Source organism: Kribbella jejuensis (assembly GCF_006715085.1).
Classification (GTDB): Bacteria; Actinomycetota; Actinomycetes; order Propionibacteriales; family Kribbellaceae; genus Kribbella; species Kribbella jejuensis.
On the sequence record NZ_VFMM01000001.1, the window covers coordinates 680,563 to 698,659 of the forward strand.

An 18,097-nucleotide genomic window follows, 5' to 3' on the forward strand; every position below is an offset into this window, starting at 1 on the left:
CGCCCCCGGAACTCACGGAAGGACCCGGCACACAGGAATTTCTCAGCGGCCGACCGGCGGCACGGCGACCGGCACCGTGTGGATCTGGCCGGTACGGGCGTCGCTGCGAAGCCGGCCCAGGTTGTTCGCGATGGTGTCGCCCATGTGCCACTCGGACGTCAGGATGCACAGCGTCGGACCGTCGAAGTCGGCCAGGGTGACCGAGAACGGCGCGCGGTTCTCGGGCAGCTCGATGCTCTCCAGGATCTCGCCGCCGTCGGCAACCCGGACCACGCCCTCGCTGCCGGTCTGCGTCCAGATCGCGCCCTCGGCGTCCAGGCAGATCCCGTCCGGGCCGAGGTTCTCGGCGTACACCCGGCGGTTCGTCAGCCCACCGTCCGGCTGGACGTCGAACGCCGTCAACCGGCCGGCGAACGACTCCGCGATCACCAGCGTGCGGCCGTCCGGGGTGAGCACCATGCCGTTCGGGAACTCGATGCCGTCGGCCACCTCCCGGACCGTTCCGTCCGGCGTGACCAGCTTGATCCAGCCGGGCTTGGGTTCCCCGCCGCCGGCGAAGTCGAAGTCCGCGCCGTCCAGATAGATGTTGCCGTGGGCATCGAGCACGATCTCGTTCGCGCGCTGCTCGGCGAGCACGGTGACCGAGCCGTCCGGTTCGTAGCGGCGGAGCTTGTCGCCGGTGGTCAGCAGCCGGCCGTCGGGCGTCCACTCGATCGACCAGCCCATCAGCTGCTCGACCGGTACGTCGAAGTACTCGGCCTTGCCGTCGGCGTCGACCGCGACCACCTGCTGCGCGACCCAGTTGCAGAACCACAGCCGGCCGTCGTGCCAGCGCCCGGACTCGGGCATCGCCAGACCGTCGATCAGGAGCTTCATGGTGTGCAGCCTTCCTCGTTTCGCGGGTGCTTTCACCCTCTACACGAACGAGGTACGACCGGATCGACGGCTCAGCAGGGAAAGTACGGCGAGCAGCGGGAGCGTGATCAGGTACGCCGTCCGCAGGTCGAGGACCCGCGCCAGGACCGCGAGCAGCGCCGGCGCGACCAGGATCGCCGTACCGGAGGCCATCGCGCCGACCGCGGCGAGCCGGGCCGAGCTGATGCCGGGGGTCGCGACCAGCGACGCCACGGTCACCGGGTAGAGCGGTGCCACGCCGAGCCCCGCCACCACCAGTCCTGCGGCCACCACCGCCGGTACGTCGAACAGACTCACCAGCAACGTGCCGGCCGCAGCAAGCACGCTGGACGGCACCACCGGCGACCACTCCTTGAACCGGATCGGCCCGATCGCCCGTCCCACCGCCATCCCGATCGGGAACGCACTTCCGAGCAGAGCCGCCGTCGCCGTAGGCAGTCCGGTCGCCACCAACCGTGCCACCGCCCAAACCACAAAACAAAACTCCACAGCCACGGCCAGCACTACCCGCAGCCATCCCACGCCCACATCCAGCACAACCCGCCGCCCCACCCGCCGCCACTTCCCCGCCAACCCCACAGCAGGTGCCGAGTCGATCAACACAGGCACAGCTTCCTGTGAGGACGACGCCGAGCCCGCCTGACGCCCGACCGAGCCCGCCCCACGCCGTGCGGCGCTCCCCAGCTCCCCACGCTGTGTCAACGGCGCAGCCGTTGACACAGCGTGTTGCTTGCGGGTGAGGAACGCGAGGAGCAGCAGTGGTGGAGCTGCGGCGATCATCGCCAGGCGGCCGCTCGGGCCGAGGCGGTCGAGGGTGCCGACTGCCAACGGTGCAAGGATGCCGACCCCGCTGGCGACTGCGTTGACGCGGCTGAGGCGGGCGGCGGCGGTGGGGCCGTTCAGCATGAGTGGGGCCACCAGTACGAGCAGCGCACCACCCAGGCCGACCAGCAGGCCGCCCGCGATCGCGACGACGTACGCGGGAGCGACCGCGATCAGCACTGCACCTACAGCGCATACGACAGAGCCCAGCGCGAGCACCGTAGGCATCTCCCACCGTCGCAGCATTCGCGGGCCGACCACGGCGACCAGCATCAGCCCAACAGCAAAGCCCGACGACAACAACGCCAACCGGCTGGTCGGCTCGTGCAGGTCGCGTGCGAGGATCGCGACGCACGCACCGAGACCGGCCAGCACGAACCCCATCGCCGACAGCGCGATCCCGATCCGGATCTCGTCCGTCCGGCTCCCGGCGTCCACCGGGGCCCGCGCGGTCACTCCAGACCTTGGAAGAGCCTGTCGAGCCGGTGCAGGTCCGGAAGCTCGATGTCGGCCGGCACACCCTTCAGCCCGGCGGTCAACGCCCCCGAGGCGCGCCCGGCCGACAACCCGACCACGGTGTCCTCGACCACCAGACACTCGGTCACAGGTACGCCGAGCAGCTCCGCAGCCCGCAGGTACCCCTCCGGGTCCGGCTTGCCGCGGCTCACGTCGTCAACGGTGACGAGCACCGACGGCGCGATCCCACCCGCCGTCAGCCGTACCTTCGCCAGCTGCGCCGGCGCACTGGTGTACACCGCCCACGGCATCCCGATCCGCTCCAGCGTGGCGATCAGCTCCACCGCGCCCGGCTTCGCCACGACACCGTCGACGTCCTCGACCTCGAGCGCATACACCCGCGCCCAAGCCGCCGCCCGCTCGTCCGCCGACGCGTCAGGCAGGAACTGCGCGACCGTCGCCGCCGCCGGGTTCCCGTGCGCAACCGCGAGCACCTCGGCCGGCGACAGGCCGTACTCGATCGCCCATCGACTCCAGCACCGGTCCACGACCGCGTCCGAATCCACCAACGTGCCGTCCATATCGAACAACACCGCCCGGACGTCCCGGATCTCCATCGGCCCTCCCATTAAACTCGTCCTCCGAGCATAAACGGAAGGCTGCGATGACTCCAGTACGGCGGGGACAGTGGCAGACGGCCGCGGACGTTCTGACTCAGGTCGCGCGTCGGCCGGGGATCACCCGCGCCGAGGTGGCACGCACGCTCCGGTTGAGCACGGGCTCGGCCACCGAGGTGACGGCCCGGCTACGCGACGTACAACTGCTGACAGAAGCCCCTGCTCCCAGCCAGGGCCGCGGCCGGCCGACAACGGTTCTACAGGCACACCCTGAAGGCCCCGTGGTCCTGGCGCTCGACCTGCGGCAGAGCAGCTGGCGCAGTGCTGTGGTGGCGCTCGACGGTTCGCTGCAGGACCCGCAATACAAGCGGCACCGAAGCCGGCGCGCACAGGCCGTCCTGAACACGCTGCGGCGAGCGGTGGAGCAGACACGAGAGCAGTACGGCGACCGCCTGCAGCTGGTGAGTCTCGCCGTACCAGGGTCCGTCCGCGACAACCACCTCATGCAAGCGCCGACGCTGGAATGGATCGAGCTCGACCTGGCACAGGTCACCGCCGACGTCGACGTACCACTGCTGGCCGGCAACGACGCGACGCTCAGCGGCGTAGCAGAGGCCCGCACCGGTGCCGCGGCAGGAGCTGGCACGGCGGTACACCTGATCGTCGAGGTAGGCATCGGCGGCACGCTGCTGATCGACGGCGTACCGGCGCAGGGTGCTTCGGGTGCTGGTGGTGAGTACGGGCACATCCCGTTCGGGGACCGCTCGCGGCCGTGTCCGTGCGGCGCCCGTGGCTGCTGGGACCTGGAGATCGACGGCCGCGCCCTGGCTCGTCACCTGAAGCAGCCGACGCCCGACGACCCCGTGGCGTACGCGGAGGAAGTACTGCAACGCACCGACCGTGCTGCTCGCTCAGCAATCACTCGGGTCGTCACTGCGCTGGGCCACGGGATCGCAGGTCTCGTCAACGCCCACGACCCGGATGTGGTGACTGTCGGCGGGTTGGCGATCCCCCTGCGCGCTGCGGCCGAGGACACGTTCCAGGAAGCGTACGAGAGCGGTCTGATGACGTTCCACCGCGGCTCGCCGCCACCCGTACTGGCTGCCACCCATCAGCTGGACGGGCCGCTGCGGGGTGCTGCCGCCTTGGCCCTCGACCAGCTGACCAGCGAGCCGGCCATCGCGGCCTGGGTCGCCCAGCGCTAGTCAGCTACCTCTGCAACCTCGTCAGCAACCTCGTCAGCAACCTCGTCCGAAACCTCCGGTTTCGGCTTGGGCACGATCGGCGGCTCCAGCTTGGCCAGGATCTCGGTGATGTCGTGCCGGTGATGCTGGATCTCGTGGGCCGTGTGGCGGATGAGCCACCCAAGCGAACGCGGCGCGCGGACCGGATAGTTGTACAGGCCGAGCTTGCCCAACTGCTGCGGCTGCAGCACCCGGGCCGCCGCCCCGAACTCGCGGGCGAACCGCATCAGCGCGGCCGCGACCTCGATCGGGTCCTGGTGCTCGTACTTCTCCTGCTTCACCCGCCCGGTCCGGTCCATCGGCGCGTACACCGGCCGGTCCTCCGCGAGGCACTGCGCGATCCGCAGCCGCTGCACCTCGAGTACGTCGCGCACGTGGCACGCGTACTCGATCGCGGACCACACCTCTGGCTCCGGCCGCAGGCGGACCACGTTGGCGTCCGGACCGGCAGCGGCCTTGGTCAGGGCCATCGCACAGTCGGCGGCCTGCCGGATCAACAACGTCACGGTGCCCTGCAGGTCACCGGTGTCGTAGTTGAAACCGCACTGCTCGCAGTACCCGTCGACCGGGGGCTGCTGCTTGCTCAAGACCCACTCCCTCTGAATCTCCAGGCATGATCGACCGGGCCGATCCCGTCGCCGAGCGCGAAGCCGGCCTCGATCGCCCCGGTCACGTATTCCTTCGCAGCACCGACCGCAGCCGGTACGTCGTACCCACGGGCAACGTACGACGCGATGGTGCTCGCCAGCGTGCAACCGGTGCCATGCGTGTGTCTGTTGTCGGCGCGGGCAGCACTGTAGGCACGGCGTACTCCAGGGCCGTGCAGGACATCGACAGAGGTATCGCCCTCGTCGTGGCCGCCCTTCACGAGCACCCAGGCCGCGCCTGCATGCAGTAGCTCCTTGGCGGCGAGCTCCCGGTCCTCCACTGTCCTCTGCTCGACACCGGACACCGGTCCGAGCTCGGTGAGGTTCGGGGTGAGCACGGTGGCCAGCGGGACGATGTCAGAACGCACGGCCTCCATCGCGTCCGCCGCGAGCAGCGGGTCGCCGTGCTTCGACACCGACACCGGGTCGACGACGACAGGAACGCCGTCCGGCAGCGTCCGCAGCAGTTCGGCAACGACGCGGACCATCGACTCGGACGCGAGCATGCCAGTCTTCACCGCGTCGACGCCGATGTCGTCGACCACACTGCGGAACTGCGCCCGCACCTGCTCCGCCGGCAGCTCCCAGGCGCCCTGGACGCCGAGGCTGTTCTGGGCGGTGATCGCGGTCAGCACGCTCATCCCGTGCACACCGTTCGCGAGCATCGCCTTCAGGTCCGCCTGGATCCCGGCGCCACCACCGGAATCCGACCCCGCGATCGTCAGAACTCTGGGCGGGCGCATCTCAACTCCTGAAGTGGGCGTGGCCGGTCTCGGCAGCATACGGCGCGCCGTCCACGGTCACGGTTCCGGGCGGGTGTTCCTCGTTGCCCTCGGCAACCGAGCCGACGACGGTCCAGCCTTCGGGTACGTCGGCCGGTTCGAAGGTCCCGACCAGCGCGTGGTCCTCGCCGCCGGTCAGCACGAACTTCAGCGCATCCACCCCGGTCGCGGCCGCGACCGCCTGCAACGGCTCCGGGATGGTCAGCGCCTTGGTGTGGACGTCGATGATCACCTGGCTCGCCTCCGCGATGTGGCCCAGGTCGGACAGCAGCCCGTCGCTCACATCACACAACGACGACGCGCCACGCACGGCAGCCTTCGGGCCCTCGTCGTACGGCGGTTGTGGACGGCGATGCGCCTCGACCACGGCCCGTGGCGAGCGGAACCCGCGGGCGAGGACCGCCCAGCCCGCCTCGGCCCAGCCGAGCCGGCCGACGTACGCGACCTCGTCCCCCGGGCGCGCACCCGAACGCAGTACGGGCCGGCGGCCGTCGAGCGAACCGAACGCGGTCACCGACACGACGATCTTGTCCGACTGCACCGTGTCGCCGCCGACGATGCTCGCGCCGACCAACTCGCACTCGTCGACGAGGCCCTGGTTCAGCTCGAGTGCCCAGGCGGTCGGCAGGTCCGCGGGACCACCGAAGCCGACCACCAGCGCGGTCGGGCGCGCACCCATCGCCGCCACGTCGGCCAGGTTCTGGGCGGCGGCCTTGCGGCCCACGTCGTAGGCCGACGACCAGTCCTGGCGGAAGTGCCGGCCCTCCACCAGCAGATCGGTCGTGATCACCATCCGCCCGTCCGGCACCGCCAGTACGGCCGCGTCGTCACCGGGACCGACCAGGACGTCCTCACTGTGGGACAGCCCCTTGGTGACGGCCGCGATCAGGCCGAACTCACCCGTGCTCCCCAACGTCTCTGTCACGTCAGCAGACCTCCCATGTACCCACCGGGAGTCTAGGCGGTACCGTGACGTGGCAACGAGTACGCCCGGCCGCCTGGCAGTACTGTGGCTGGAGCCAGCTGAGGACGACTGAGTGGAGAACGACGTGGTGGTCCAGGCCTACATCCTGATCCAGACCGAGGTCGGCCGCGCGGCCGACGTCGCCGCACAGATCGCCGAGGTCCAGGGCGTCACCCTGGCCGAGGACGTCACCGGTCCGTACGACGTGATCGTCCGCGCGGAAGCCCGCAACGTCGACGAGCTGGGCAAACTGGTGGTTGCCCGGGTCCAGAACGTCCCCGGCATCACCCGCACGCTGACCTGTCCCGTCGTCCACATCTGACCGAATCTGACCGGCCGAGGACCCGCCTGCTTCCGGTATGCCCGAAATCTTCTCCTGCACCGCCCGCTGCCTGACCCGGCTCGCGGGCGGTGTGCTCGGCGTACTCGGCGTACTGGTGACCGCCGGCTGCAGCCCCGGCGCCGCACCGGTGCCCGTACCGTCGCCCGGGCCGGGGGTGGCGGCCGCCTGCGCCGACCTGGTGAAGGCCCTGCCTGCCAAGGTCCTGGACGCCAAGCGCCGCCAGACCACTCCCGAGAGTCCACTCACCACGGCGTACGGCGACCCGCCGATCGAGATGACCTGCGGCGTGACACCACCCGCCGGCCTCGCCGAAGCCCAGTCCCAGTGCTTCGAGGTCAATGGCGTCGGCTGGTTCGCCAAGCAGGTCCAGAACGGCTACGTCTTCACCACCATCGGCCGCACCTTGTACTTCGAGGTAGCAGTCCCCAAGAAGTACGCCCCCGAAGCCAACGCCCTCACCGACGTGTCGGATGCCGTCCAGAAGTTCGACAAACTCGTCACGCCGTGTCTCTGACGACGACTGCCCGGCGGACGATGGACAGATTGCCCGCGCGTCAGCCGATCAGGTCGGCGAACACCACGAGGTTGGCCTCGTACTTGTCGGACACGTAGTCGAGCCCACCGCAGGTGATCAGCCGGAGTCCGGGGTGGTCGATGTCGCCGTACACCGCCGCGCTCGGAAAGCTGGTCTTCGGGTACTCCCGGGTTCGGCTCACCCGGAACGTCGCGGTCGAGCGGTCCTGCCGGGTCACCATGATCATGTCGCCCGGCTTCAGCCGATCCAGCCGGGCGAAGACCCCGGGCCGGCCGGACCAGTGAACATGACCGGCGATCACAGCGGGGCCTGTCTCACCAGGTGTGGGCGCACCGGTGAACCAGCCGGCCGGAAATCCGTTCGGCGGAACCTGCAGAGCGCCGTTGCCGGTGATGCCGAGCCGCATCAGACGTGAATCCACCCCGATCGCGGGGATCCGCACCCGGATCGGGGTGGACTTCCGCATCGGAGCCGGCTGTTCGCGTCCCGGGCTGGGGGGTGATCGCCGGGACGGATCGGCGGATGGCTCCGTGCGGAGTACTGGGCTCTCCTTGCCTACCGCAGGGGTGTGTCGCGGTGCGCCCGTGGCCGGTGTGCTCGGTGTGGGCGTGATGACGGTGGTGGTTGGCGCGGCGGCTCCGCCGGGTGCGACCTCGGCCGGGTCGGTACCGTGCTGAGTCCGCCCCGTGTCCGACTCAGTGGTACACCCAGCCACAGTGAGGGTGGCCGCGAGGAGCAGAACCGCCGCGCCGGTCCTCATGGAGTGCCGACGACGATCCAGTCGAACCACGGAACGCTCGGCGGCTCCACGAGGAGGATCGACGGCCCAGTCCAATCACCTGTTCCGACAGCACCTCCCGGTGTCCTGGTGACCTGCGGCGGCCGCGGCGTGGTCGGCGGCGTGGTCGGCGGCGTGGTCGGCGGCGTGGTCGGCGGCGTGGTCGGCGGCGTGGTCGGCGGCGTGGTCGGCGGCGTGGTCGGCGGCGTGGTCGGCGGCGTGGTCGGCGGCGTGGTCGGCGGCGTGGTCGGCGGCGTGGTCGGCGGCGTGGTCGGCGGCGTGGTCGGCGGCGTGGTCGGCGGCGTGGTCGGCGGCGTGGTCGGCGGCGTGGTCGGCGGCGTGGTCGGCGGCGTGGTCGGCGGCGTGGTCGGCGGCGTGGTCCGGCGTGCGGCCGTGGTCGGCGGCGTGGTCGGCGGCGTGTCGGCGGCGTGGTCGGCGGCGTGGTCGGCGGCGTGGTCGGCGGCGTGGTCGGCGGCGTGGTCGGCGGCGTGGTCGGCGGCGTGGTCGGCGGCGTGGTCGGCGGCGTGGTCGGCGGCGTGGTCGGCGGTGTGCTGCAGGACGGTTTGGTGAGGGTGTTGGTGTCCAGCGTCACGGATCCGTGCGAGCCAGCATCCGGCCGACCGCCGTGGCACCGGTGTCCATGGTGATGGACGTCAATGCCAGGACCGTCCCGCGGAACTGGGTGGCTGTACCGATCGTCGCCGAGCTGCCCACCTGCCAGAACACGTTGCAAGCCTGCGCCCCGTTCGTCAGCACCACGCTGCTGCTCGTCGCGGTCTTCAGGGTGGAGCCTGCCTGGAAGACGAAGACCGCCCCCGCGTCGCCTTCCGCGTCCAGGGTCAGCGCACCGGTCAGACCGATCGAGGAGGCCGAGTTGTAGACGCCCTGAGTCAGCGTCTTCCCGCCCAGGTCGTCGGTGATCGGCGTCGGCGGTTTTTCCCCGGCGGCGACGTTGTAGGCCGTGACCAGATCCTTCTTCGCCTCCTGGGTCACGTTGTCGCCGGCATGGTTCGTCCCGGTGATCGTCATCGTTCCGGTGCCGGTGATCGCGGGGTTCGGGAAGCTGCCGATGTCACCGGTCAGCACGGTCGGTCCGGTGTTGGTGATTCCGGCCCCCGCCAGCACGACGAAACTCTCGGCAGTACCGAGCGGCACCGCCACGGCCGCGGCCTGCGCATGTCGTCCGGTGACCAGCAGACCGCCGGCTGACACGACGAGCGCCGCGGCGACCGCCAGTCCGCTCAGCCGCAGCCGGCCGAGAGGGGGCGCAGAGGTGGGCAGTTTCATGATCGGTTTCACCCTCAGTCCATCACTGAGCCGTCTGCTCGATGGCAGGACGACTTGTTGTCCGGGCAGTTCGTTTCAGCAGGATCCGCGGTCGCAAGAACGACATCGAGCGATCCGGACGGGTCCAGGCCCGGTAACAGGACATCGGGAGAGCGCCAGGAGAAGCAGGACTTTCGCCGTCCCGCCACCTTGATGGCGTCCCGTTCGATCGTTGGCAGCTGCGAGGATACTGTCTATACCAGTCACAGCTCGTTACAACAGCTGACGTTAAGTCCAGGCTGACGCAGTGTCAACAGCCCGATACGACTACCCGGCAACCAATTGAAGTCGTTGCTTCATTCAACTAGTGCCGCACCACCGTTGCCGCTGCAAGGACCGCTGCGCCGCACTACCCACCGGCATACTCCCTGGTGAGATCCAATTCGTCCGCCGATGATGTCCGATCGCGGGCCGCGGGGGCGACGTCTCGGGTGACGGCGCCTGCGGTGGCGCCCGGGTGACGGGAGAGAATGATGAAGTACATGATCCTGACGTATGCGTCGCAGCAGGATTACGACGGGATGGCGGGGAAGGACACGGGTAAGCCTGCGTGGGCCGCGGAGGATTTTGTGGCGATGGGGGCGTTCATGGAGAAGTTCAACAACGAACTCCAGGAGTCGGGTGAGCTGGTCGAGACCCGGGCGCTGGCGGCGCCGGTTCTGACTCGGCGGTTCGGGTCGAAGGACGGGCAGGCGGTGGTGACCGACGGGCCGTACGCCGAGACGCAGGAGGTGCTCGCCGGGTACTGGATCGTCGAGTGCGAGTCGTTCGACCGGGCCACGGAGATCGCGGCGCGGCTGGCGGACACGCCGGCGCCCGAGTTCGTGCGCGCCACGGCGTACGCGGATATCCGGCCGATCGTCGAAGGACGCGACGAACTGGTGGGCTGAGCCGTGAGCGCTGCGCTCGAGGAGCTGTTGCGGGAGCTCGCACCACAGGTGCTGGGAGCAGTGGTGCGGCGGTTCGGGCACTTCGACACGGCGGAGGATGCCGTGCAGGAGGCCTTGTTCGCGGCGGCCCAGCAGTGGCCGGTGGACGGCGTACCGGACAGCCCTCGGGCGTGGTTGATCACGGTGGCTTCGCGGCGGCTGACGGATCTGCTCCGACGGGAGCAGGCCCGTCAGCGGCGTGAGGACCGGGTCGCGCATTGGGCTCCGCAGGGTGAGCCGGTCGGGGACACCGACGACACGCTCGTGTTGCTGAACTTGTGCTGCCATCCGTCCTTGTCCCCGGCCTCGCAGATCGCGTTGACGCTGCGGGCGGTCGGTGGTCTGACCACGGCCGAAATCGCGCGGGCGTTCCTGGTGCCCGAGGCGACCATGACCCGACGGATCACCCGGGCGAAGGCGACTCTGCAGGCCGGCGGCGCACGGTTCACGATGCCGGCCGATCGCGAGGAACGGTTGGGCGCGGTGCTGAAGGTCGTGTACCTGATCTTCAACGAGGGCTACGCGAGTACGTCCGGACCGAGCCTGCAGCGGGTCGAGTTGAGCGCCGAAGGGATCCGGCTCGCGCGGATGCTGTACCGGCTACTACCGGACGATCCTGAGGTCGCCGGGCTGCTGGCGTTGCTGCTGCTCACCGACGCCCGGCGGCCTGCGCGTACCGGACCGCTCGGCGAACTCGTACCGATGGCGGAACAGGACCGCACGCTCTGGATCCCGGAACTGATCCGCGAAGGCGTCGAGCTGATCACCGCAACCCTCCCTCGCGGCCCGGTCGGCCCGTACCAACTGCAGGCCGCGATCGCCGCCGTCCACGACGAGTCCCCCTCCGCCGAGGAGACCGACTGGCCACAGATCGTCGCCCTGTACGAGGTCCTGCTCCAGCTGACCGACAACCCGATGGTCGCTCTCAACCACGTGGTCGCCGTCGCGATGGCGCACGGCCCCGCCGAAGGTCTGGCCCTGCTGTCGACGATCGAACAGGACGAACACCTGGTGAAGGACCACCGCCTGTACGCCGTCCGCGCACATCTTCTCGAGCTCTCCGGCGACAAGCCTGCCGCACGTCAGGCGTACGAAGAAGCAGCCCGCCGTACGACGAGCCTCCCACAGCAGCGCTACCTGAACGCCCGCGCCAACAACCTCTGACTCAGCGGAGGCCGGTCGGACGCGTCATCGCCAGGTCGATCAGGTGCTGGACGAGGCTCGCGTAGTCCTTGCCGGAGGCTGCCCACAGCCGCGGGAACATGCTCGTCGGGGTGAAGCCGGGCATCGTGTTGATCTCGTTGATGATCACGCGGCCGTCGGCGTCGACGAAGAAGTCGACGCGGGCGAGACCCTCGGCCTCGATCGCGTCGAACGCGACCAACGCCTTGGCCCGGATCTCGCCGGCCAGCTCCGCCGGGAGGTCGGCCGGCACCGAGAGCGCCAGGTACTCCTCACCCTCGGGCAGGTACTTGGTCTCGAAGTCGTAGAAGTCGTGCCCGCCGCCGGACACCGCGACCTCACCGCAGACACTGACCTCGGGCGAGGTCGCGCCCAGCCCGCCGAGCACCCCGACCTCGATCTCGCGCGGGTTCTTGGCCGACGCCTCGACGATCACCTTCGGGTCGTGCGCCCGGGCCTCGACGATCGCGCCGTCGAGCTCGTCCAGGCTGTTCACCTTGGTGATCCCCAGACTCGACCCGCCCCGGCACGGCTTCACGAAGACCGGGTAGCCGAGCGCGTCCACGGCGGCCCGGCAGCCGTCCGGGTCCTGTCGCCAGTCGCGGTCGCGAATGACGACGTACGGCGTGACCTCGAGGCCGGCTGCCTGGAAGACGACCTTCATGTAGTGCTTGTCCATGCCGACAGCGCTCGCCAGCACGCCGGAGCCGACGTACCGGATGTCCGACATCTCGAGCAGGCCCTGGATGGTGCCGTCCTCGCCCCACGGGCCGTGCAGCAGCGGGAACACCACGTCGACCTCGCCGAGCGTGCTCGGGACCTGGTCGGGCTCGCTGACCACCAGCTCGCGGTTCGCCCCGAACAGCACCGGCATCGCGGTGACGTCGACCTCGGGCAGCTTGCCGTCGGTGATCGACAGCCGCTCCGGGTCTCCGCTCTCCAGCACCCAGTGCCCGCTGGTGCTGATCCCGACCGGGACCACGTCGTACTTGTCCCGGTCGATGACCTGTAGGACGTTCGCTGCGGTCACGCAGGAGATGGCGTGCTCGCTCGACCGGCCGCCGAACACGACGGCGATCCGGGGCTTGCGCTGGCTTTCTGAGAACTCACTCACCGGCTCGACTGTAGCGGCCCGGAGATCAGGTTCCGACCGGGGTTCGGTTAAGAGATCTTCAGATCGGCGTGTCCCAGGTGACTGGCAACGCTGTCATTCCGTACACGAGCGTGTTCTCGCGGTAGTCGATCTCCTCGAACGGTACGGCGAGCCGCAGCGTCGGGATCCGGGCGAACAACCGGGTGAAGACCTCCTGCAGCTCGATCCGCGCGAGCTGCTGGCCGATGCACTGGTGCGGCCCGAACCCGAAGGCGACGTGGGCCGCGGCCTGCCGTTCGAGATCGAGCCGGTCCGGGTCCGGGAACACGGTCTCGTCCCGGTTCGCCGAGGACAACGCGGCGATCAGGTAGTCGCCTGATCGGATCGTCGACGATCCGATGGTCAAGTCGTCGGTCACGTGCCGGAACAGTCCGAAATGCACGACGGACAGGTACCGCAGCAGCTCCTCGACCGCGCCCGGCACCTTCGACGGGTCGGACCGGAGCAGTGCGAGCTGGTCAGGATTGCGGAGCAATGCGAGCGTGCTCAACGCGATCATGTTCGCGGTCGTCTCGTGGCCGGCGATCAGCAGCGTGACGCCGACCGTGACCAGTTCCTCGAGCGTCAACGGCGTACCGAGGTCCTCGCCGCGGGTGATCAGGCGGGAGAGCAGGTCGTCGGTGCGCTCGGCCTGCTTGGCCAGCACCAGGCCGACGATGTACTGGTTCAGCTCGTCACTGGCGCGCTGGGTCTCCTCGGTCCAGCCGTCGACCCGAACGAGCTGCGCGCTGCGTTCCTGGAACTCGTCGCGGTCCGCGTACGGAACGCCGAGCAGTTCGCAGATCACCAGCGACGGGATCGGCAGCGCGAACTCCTGCACCAGGTCGACAGGTCCGCTCTTCTTAAGCATGTCGACAATCCGATCGTCGACGATCTGCGCGATCCACGGCCGCATCGCCTCCAGCCGCTTGGCCGCGAACTCGGTCGCGAGCATCCGGCGCAGCCGTTTGTGCGCCGCACCGTCCACCTGCAGGATCGAGCCCGATTCCGCCTCCCGGTCCAGGTCGGCGTCCGGCACGACGTGATCGGACGGCGCCAGGCGCGAACTCAGCCGGCTGTCCCGGAGCAGGGTGCGGACGTCGTCGTACCGGCTGATCACGTACGCGTCGACGCCGGCCGGGGTGAACACCTTTGCCGGCGCCTCGGAGCGGCGGTAGGCGGCGTACTCGGGTGCGGGGTCGAACGGGCAGCCGGACGGCCTGCGGACGGGAAAGCTCTCGGTCATCGGCACCCCTGTCAGAGATTTTGGTAGTGACTACCATATGACCGAGCCTTCCGATATGAAACATCCTTCGGCGCGTCGCAAGCGGTACCCTTTCCCGCCATGGGACTGCGCGAGGTGAAGCGGGAGCGGACCCGCCGGCTGATCGCGGACAAGGCGTTCGAGCTGTTCAGCGACCACGGGTTCGGCCGGACCACGGTCGAGCAGATCGCGGCGGCGGCCGAGGTCGGACCGAGCACGCTCTACCGGTACTTCCCGACCAAGGAAGGGCTCGTCCTCGAGTTCGTCGACGACTGTCTCGCGGACGCGGTCACCTGGTTCTGCGAGCAGCCCGCGCTGGAATTGCCGGCCGGTCTGCGGGCCGTGATCGAGCGCGTCCTCGAACAACTCGAGAGCAACCCGGACCGTGTCCGCGCGGTGTTCGACATGGCCGAGCAGGCGGGGTCGGTGAGCGCCCACCTGAACGAGCTGATCTGGCGCTTCCGCAACGACCTGGCGGCCGAGCTGACCCGCCGCCTGACCGGCGACCCCCTGCAGGTCGAGTTCGTCGCCTCGCTGTCTGCCGGCATCACCATGAACATCATCGAGAACGTGGTCCGCGTCTGGGTCGACCACCCCGGCGCCGTCGACGCCCGGCACCTCGCCCACCAGGCAATCGCCCTCCTGGAGAACGGCAACCTCCCCCTCCCCGGTTCCCACTAACCACCTCCCGCCGACGGAGTCCCCGCTCCCCCGCCCCACTCCCCCGCCCCACTCCCCAGCCCCCACTCCCCAGCCCCCACTCCCCAGCCCCCGCTCCCCAGCCCCCGCTCCCCAGCCCCCACTCCCCAGCCCCCACTCCCCAGCCCCCACTCCCCAGCCCCCACTCCCCAGCCCCCACTCCCCAGCCCCCGCTCCCCAGCCCCCGCTCCCCAGCCCGCGCTCCCCAGCCCGCGCTCCCCAGCCCCCGCTCCCCAGCCCCCACTCCCCGGCTCCCGCTCCCCGGGCTCCGCTCCCCAGCCCCCACTCCCCAGCCCCCACTCCCCAGCCCCCACTCCCCAGCCCCCACTCCCCAGCCCCCACTCCCCGGCTCCCGCTGACCAGCCCTCTCCCCAGCGGCCGGTGCACCGGCCCCCGCTGGAGGGGGCCGGGGGGCTGCCAGCGACAATCCGGCTATGACTGCTGAGCTCGACCCGTCCACTGTTGTCGTGCATGCCGGCCGGCCGGAGCGGGTGCCGAATGCGCCTGTCGGACCGTCGCCGGTGTTCAGTTCGACGTACGTGGCCGGCGGGGATCGCGGCTACGGGCGGTTCGGCAACGAGGCGTGGAGCGCGCTCGAGGACACGCTCGGTCAGCTCGAAGGCGGTCGCGCCGTGAGCTTCGCATCCGGGATGGCAGCGGCGGCGGCAGTGATCGACCTGGTCCCGATCGGCGGCCGGGTGGTCGCGCCGCAGCACGCGTACTCCGGCGTACTCGCGCTGCTCGACCAGCAGGCAGCAACCGGCCGGCTCAGCGTGGTCCGGGCCGACATCGCCGACACCGAGTCAGTCGACCTCACCGATGCCAACATGCTGTGGATCGAGTCGCCGACCAACCCTGCGATGGAGGTCGCCGACATTCCCGTCCTCGCCGCGGCCGCGCACGACGCCGGGGCGACCGTTGTCGTCGATAACACGTTCGCCACTCCCCTGCTCCAGCAGCCGTTGCGACTGGGCGCCGACGTGGTGATGCACTCGGCGACCAAGTTCATCGCCGGTCACTCGGACGTGATCCTCGGCGCGGTCGTCACCGCCGACGACGACCTGTGGTCCGCGATCGAACTACGCCGCCGCAGCCTCGGAGCGATCCCCGGATCGATGGACGCCTGGCTCGCCCTCCGCGGCCTGCGGACGCTCGCGCTCCGCCTCGACCGCGCCCAGTCGAACGCCGCCTACCTGGCCGACCGCCTCCGCGAGCACCCACGGGTCAGCCGCGTCCGCTACCCAGGTCTGCCTGACGACCCCGGTCACGCCCGCGCCGAGGCGCAGATGTCGGGCTTCGGCGCGATTCTCGCGATCGAGCTCGGCGGCGACGCGGCCGCGGCGCAGAAGGTCTGCGAGAGCACGAACCTCTGGGTCCACGCGACCAGTCTCGGCGGCGTCGAGTCGCTGCTCGAACGCCGCCGCCGCTGGCCGATGGAGGTCCCGACCATCCCCGAGGACCTGATCCGGCTCTCGGTAGGCATCGAGCACCCCGAAGACCTCTGGAACGACCTGGAGCAAGCGCTCAACGCTTCTTGAGCACCGGTCCACCGAAGAACGTCAGGACACACAGCACGACCGGCAGGATGAACGCGATGTTCAGCGGCATCCAGTGCGCGAGCCCGCCGATCAGCGCGGGCCCCGCGAGCAGTCCGACGTACCCGAGACCGACCACGCGCGCCATCAGCGCGCCGGAGGACCGCGGGTCGAGGTTGCCGGCGGCGGTGAACAGCTGCGGTACGCCGCCCGCGAGGCCGAGGCCGAAGATCGCCCAGCCGGCCAGTGCGACGGGGACCCACGGTACGACGATGACCAGTGTCAGGCCGACCGCTGCCATCGCGGCGCCCCAGCGCACGATCGCCGCCGGACCGACCACGGCCGCGACCCGGTCGGTGAGGAACCGCCCGACGGTCATCGCCACCGCGAACGCGCCGTACGCGTAGGCCGCCGTACTCACCGACGTACCGAGGATGTCGCGGAAGTGCAAGGCCGCCCAGTCGTTGGCAACACCCTCGGACAGCATCAGCCCGAATGCCAGTCCGCCGAGCGCCCAGACCAGCTTGGCCGACGGCTTCTCCCGCGGCGCCTCCGAAACCTCCGCGGCCGCCGGTTCGGTTGCCTCCAGCAAGAATCGGCTGGCGATCAGCGACAGCACGATGCAGATCAGCCCGGCCAGCGCGAGCGTGACCTCGGGTGGTACGTGGGCCCGCAGCGTGGCCGCGCCGACGACCGCGGCGATCGCGCCACCGATCGACCACATCGCGTGGAACGCGGCCATGATCGGCCGCGGGTACCCGCGCTCGACCACGACCGCCTGCGCGTTCATCCCGACGTCGATCGAACCGTTGCCGAAGCCAACGAAGATCAGCGCGATCCCCAGCGTCCACCAGTTCGTGGCGAGACCGGGACCGGCGAGCGCGACACCGAGCAGGATGCCCGCGGCCGGGACGAGCCGGCGTTGGCCGATCTTGTCGACGAGCGGGCCGGCAACCTGCATACCGGTGAAGGCGGCACCGCCGAGGACCAGCAGGAGCAGGCCGAGCGTGCTGTGGGTGATCCCGGTCCGCTGCTCGATACTCGGGATGTGCACCACCCACATCCCGACCGCGAAGCCGTTCAGGCCGAAGTACGACCAGGTGGCAACACGGGCGGCGCGCGGAGGACTTGCCGGGAGTTGTGTGTCGGTGGTCAAGACGCGACCTCGACGAGGCCGCCGCGTTGGGTCAGCAAGATTCGTTGGTCCTCAGGGGCGGAGTCGTCGGTGATGATCAGGTCCGGGCGGACGGCCGGGCAGACGTAGGCGAGTGCGGCGCGGTCCCACTTCGCGCCGTCGGCGAGCACGATGGTGCGGGTGGCGACGTTCATCGCCTCCTGCTTGACCTCCGCGTCACCCAGGTCGAACGCGGTCAGCCCCGCGTCCAGGCTGAACGCACACGGGCTCAGGACAGCGGCGTCGAAGCGCAGCGCCCGCAGCGAGGCGACGGTCAGCGGGCCGACCAAGGACAGCTCGCCCTTGCGCGCCTCACCGCCCGGCATCAGCAGCCGGATCCGCGGCGCGTCGGCCAACTCGTGTGCGACATGCAGCGACAGCGGCATCACGGTCATCGCGCGGTCGTGCAGGAGCTTCGCCGTCTCGAGCGCCGTCGTACCGCTGTCGAGGACGATCGTCTCGCCGTCGTGGAGGTGCTCGACCGCGGCGCGTGCGATCGCCTGTTTGGCGGCCACCGCGGCCTGCGCGCGGAGCGAGTGCGGCGGCTCGAGACCCGACGGCATCGCCGACACCGCGCCGCCGTGGATCCGCTTCAGCACGCCCTGCGCGGCGAGGAAGTCGAGGTCGCGGCGGATCGTCATGTCGGAGGCCTCAGTGGCCTCGACCAGTTCCTGGACCGACACTCGGTCGCCGACACGGAGTCGTTCTACGATCACTTGGTGCCGTTCCGCACTTCTCATGCGCAGAAATCTA

Annotated in this window: 20 protein-coding genes; 8 read left to right on the forward strand and 12 right to left on the reverse strand. The window is 70.0% G+C overall.

Translation table 11 applies throughout. From position 1 onward, the window contains the following. Positions 1-42: 42 nt before the first annotated feature. Genes FB475_RS03220 through FB475_RS03230 form a run of 3 tightly spaced genes read right to left on the reverse strand, consistent with a single transcriptional unit; the run spans position 43 to position 2,810 of the window. Entirely contained in the window at positions 43-876 is an 834-nt protein-coding gene (locus FB475_RS03220) for an SMP-30/gluconolactonase/LRE family protein (RefSeq protein ID WP_185759037.1), read from the reverse strand. Between the two features lie 39 nt (positions 877-915). Further along, positions 916-2,193 (reverse strand): MFS transporter, encoded by a 1,278-nt coding sequence (locus FB475_RS03225; protein ID WP_185759039.1) that lies wholly within the window; start codon positions 2,191-2,193, stop codon positions 916-918. Next, on the reverse strand, positions 2,190-2,810 hold the full coding sequence (locus FB475_RS03230) for an HAD-IA family hydrolase (protein ID WP_141852377.1): 621 nt from the start codon (positions 2,808-2,810) through the stop codon (positions 2,190-2,192). Before FB475_RS03230 ends, FB475_RS03225 begins: the two co-directional genes overlap by 4 nt. 47 nt (positions 2,811-2,857) lie before the next feature. Between FB475_RS03230 and FB475_RS03235 the strand changes: the two genes are divergently transcribed. Next, positions 2,858-4,015, forward strand: coding sequence for an ROK family transcriptional regulator (locus FB475_RS03235; protein ID WP_141852379.1), 1,158 nt, complete (start codon positions 2,858-2,860; stop codon positions 4,013-4,015). Here FB475_RS03235 and FB475_RS03240 read toward each other — a convergent pair. Genes FB475_RS03240 through FB475_RS03250 form a run of 3 tightly spaced genes read right to left on the reverse strand, consistent with a single transcriptional unit; the run spans position 4,012 to position 6,408 of the window. Continuing rightward, complete coding sequence (locus tag FB475_RS03240) at positions 4,012-4,641, reverse strand: DinB family protein (protein ID WP_141852381.1); 630 nt, start codon at positions 4,639-4,641, stop codon at positions 4,012-4,014. The two genes, FB475_RS03235 and FB475_RS03240, sit on opposite strands and share 4 nt — an antisense overlap. Then, positions 4,638-5,444, reverse strand: coding sequence for a bifunctional hydroxymethylpyrimidine kinase/phosphomethylpyrimidine kinase (gene thiD / locus FB475_RS03245; protein WP_141852383.1), 807 nt, complete (start codon positions 5,442-5,444; stop codon positions 4,638-4,640). Before thiD ends, FB475_RS03240 begins: the two co-directional genes overlap by 4 nt. 1 nt (position 5,445) lies before the next feature. Next, complete coding sequence (locus FB475_RS03250) at positions 5,446-6,408, reverse strand: thiamine-phosphate kinase (RefSeq protein ID WP_141852385.1); 963 nt, start codon at positions 6,406-6,408, stop codon at positions 5,446-5,448. A gap of 124 nt (positions 6,409-6,532) precedes the next feature. Between FB475_RS03250 and FB475_RS03255 the strand changes: the two genes are divergently transcribed. Further along, entirely contained in the window at positions 6,533-6,769 is a 237-nt protein-coding gene (locus FB475_RS03255) for an Lrp/AsnC family transcriptional regulator (protein WP_170990044.1), read from the forward strand. A 37-nt stretch (positions 6,770-6,806) separates the two neighbouring features. Next, positions 6,807-7,304 carry a DUF3515 domain-containing protein gene (locus tag FB475_RS03260; protein WP_141852387.1) on the forward strand — a complete coding sequence of 166 codons (498 nt, stop codon included), beginning with the start codon at positions 6,807-6,809 and terminating at the stop codon, positions 7,302-7,304. Positions 7,305-7,344: 40 nt separating this feature from the next. On the opposite strand, the gene FB475_RS36620 is transcribed toward FB475_RS03260, so the two are convergent. After that, complete coding sequence (locus tag FB475_RS36620; RefSeq protein WP_185759041.1) at positions 7,345-7,791, reverse strand: class F sortase; 447 nt, start codon at positions 7,789-7,791, stop codon at positions 7,345-7,347. A gap of 402 nt (positions 7,792-8,193) precedes the next feature. Here FB475_RS36620 and FB475_RS36625 point away from each other — a divergent pair, with 402 nt between their 5' ends. Beyond that, positions 8,194-8,673: a hypothetical protein gene (locus FB475_RS36625; protein WP_185759043.1), complete on the forward strand. Its 480-nt coding sequence runs from the start codon at positions 8,194-8,196 to the stop codon at positions 8,671-8,673. 18 nt (positions 8,674-8,691) lie between these two features. Here FB475_RS36625 and FB475_RS03275 read toward each other — a convergent pair whose 3' ends face one another. Beyond that, complete coding sequence (locus FB475_RS03275; RefSeq protein WP_141852391.1) at positions 8,692-9,390, reverse strand: ice-binding family protein; 699 nt, start codon at positions 9,388-9,390, stop codon at positions 8,692-8,694. A gap of 512 nt (positions 9,391-9,902) precedes the next feature. On the opposite strand from FB475_RS03275, the gene FB475_RS03280 reads away from it, so the two are divergent. Continuing rightward, on the forward strand, positions 9,903-10,319 hold the full coding sequence (locus FB475_RS03280; RefSeq protein ID WP_141852393.1) for a YciI family protein: 417 nt from the start codon (positions 9,903-9,905) through the stop codon (positions 10,317-10,319). Between the two features lie 3 nt (positions 10,320-10,322). Beyond that, positions 10,323-11,522 (forward strand): RNA polymerase sigma factor, encoded by a 1,200-nt coding sequence (locus FB475_RS03285; RefSeq protein ID WP_141852395.1) that lies wholly within the window; start codon positions 10,323-10,325, stop codon positions 11,520-11,522. A gap of 1 nt (position 11,523) precedes the next feature. On the opposite strand, the gene FB475_RS03290 is transcribed toward FB475_RS03285, so the two are convergent. Both FB475_RS03290 and FB475_RS03295 read right to left on the reverse strand, forming a co-directional pair. Continuing rightward, positions 11,524-12,654, reverse strand: a complete 1,131-nt coding sequence (locus FB475_RS03290) for a D-alanine--D-alanine ligase family protein (RefSeq protein WP_141852397.1) — start codon at positions 12,652-12,654, stop codon at positions 11,524-11,526. Positions 12,655-12,712: 58 nt separating this feature from the next. Continuing rightward, the gene (locus FB475_RS03295) at positions 12,713-13,918 is read right to left on the reverse strand and encodes a cytochrome P450 (protein WP_141852399.1); all 1,206 of its coding nucleotides are present in this window, start codon (positions 13,916-13,918) and stop codon (positions 12,713-12,715) included. Positions 13,919-14,017: 99 nt separating this feature from the next. On the opposite strand from FB475_RS03295, the gene FB475_RS03300 reads away from it, so the two are divergent. Further along, entirely contained in the window at positions 14,018-14,617 is a 600-nt protein-coding gene (locus FB475_RS03300; RefSeq protein WP_141852401.1) for a TetR/AcrR family transcriptional regulator, read from the forward strand. Between the two features lie 452 nt (positions 14,618-15,069). Further along, positions 15,070-16,173 carry a trans-sulfuration enzyme family protein gene (locus FB475_RS03305; protein ID WP_141852405.1) on the forward strand — a complete coding sequence of 368 codons (1,104 nt, stop codon included), beginning with the start codon at positions 15,070-15,072 and terminating at the stop codon, positions 16,171-16,173. Here FB475_RS03305 and FB475_RS03310 read toward each other — a convergent pair. Both FB475_RS03310 and FB475_RS03315 read right to left on the reverse strand, forming a co-directional pair. Beyond that, positions 16,160-17,326 carry an MFS transporter gene (locus tag FB475_RS03310; protein ID WP_141852414.1) on the reverse strand — a complete coding sequence of 389 codons (1,167 nt, stop codon included), beginning with the start codon at positions 17,324-17,326 and terminating at the stop codon, positions 16,160-16,162. The genes FB475_RS03305 and FB475_RS03310 overlap by 14 nt on opposite strands. After that, positions 17,323-18,084, reverse strand: coding sequence for a DeoR/GlpR family DNA-binding transcription regulator (locus tag FB475_RS03315; RefSeq protein ID WP_141852416.1), 762 nt, complete (start codon positions 18,082-18,084; stop codon positions 17,323-17,325). Before FB475_RS03315 ends, FB475_RS03310 begins: the two co-directional genes overlap by 4 nt. Positions 18,085-18,097: the final 13 nt, after the last annotated feature.

Coding starts and splice junctions, on each gene's coding strand:
- FB475_RS36620 (WP_185759041.1), bottom strand. CDS start 7,791: ATGCGGAAGTCCACCCCGATCCGGGTGCGGATCCCCGCGATCGGGGTG.
- FB475_RS03300 (WP_141852401.1), top strand. CDS start 14,018: ATGGGACTGCGCGAGGTGAAGCGGGAGCGGACCCGCCGGCTGATCGCG.
- FB475_RS03305 (WP_141852405.1), top strand. CDS start 15,070: ATGACTGCTGAGCTCGACCCGTCCACTGTTGTCGTGCATGCCGGCCGG.
- FB475_RS03280 (WP_141852393.1), top strand. CDS start 9,903: ATGAAGTACATGATCCTGACGTATGCGTCGCAGCAGGATTACGACGGG.
- FB475_RS03315 (WP_141852416.1), bottom strand. CDS start 18,084: ATGAGAAGTGCGGAACGGCACCAAGTGATCGTAGAACGACTCCGTGTC.
- FB475_RS03260 (WP_141852387.1), top strand. CDS start 6,807: ATGCCCGAAATCTTCTCCTGCACCGCCCGCTGCCTGACCCGGCTCGCG.
- FB475_RS03275 (WP_141852391.1), bottom strand. CDS start 9,390: ATGAAACTGCCCACCTCTGCGCCCCCTCTCGGCCGGCTGCGGCTGAGC.
- FB475_RS03295 (WP_141852399.1), bottom strand. CDS start 13,918: ATGACCGAGAGCTTTCCCGTCCGCAGGCCGTCCGGCTGCCCGTTCGAC.
- FB475_RS03220 (WP_185759037.1), bottom strand. CDS start 876: ATGAAGCTCCTGATCGACGGTCTGGCGATGCCCGAGTCCGGGCGCTGG.
- thiD (WP_141852383.1), bottom strand. CDS start 5,444: ATGCGCCCGCCCAGAGTTCTGACGATCGCGGGGTCGGATTCCGGTGGT.
- FB475_RS03230 (WP_141852377.1), bottom strand. CDS start 2,810: ATGGAGATCCGGGACGTCCGGGCGGTGTTGTTCGATATGGACGGCACG.
- FB475_RS03235 (WP_141852379.1), top strand. CDS start 2,858: ATGACTCCAGTACGGCGGGGACAGTGGCAGACGGCCGCGGACGTTCTG.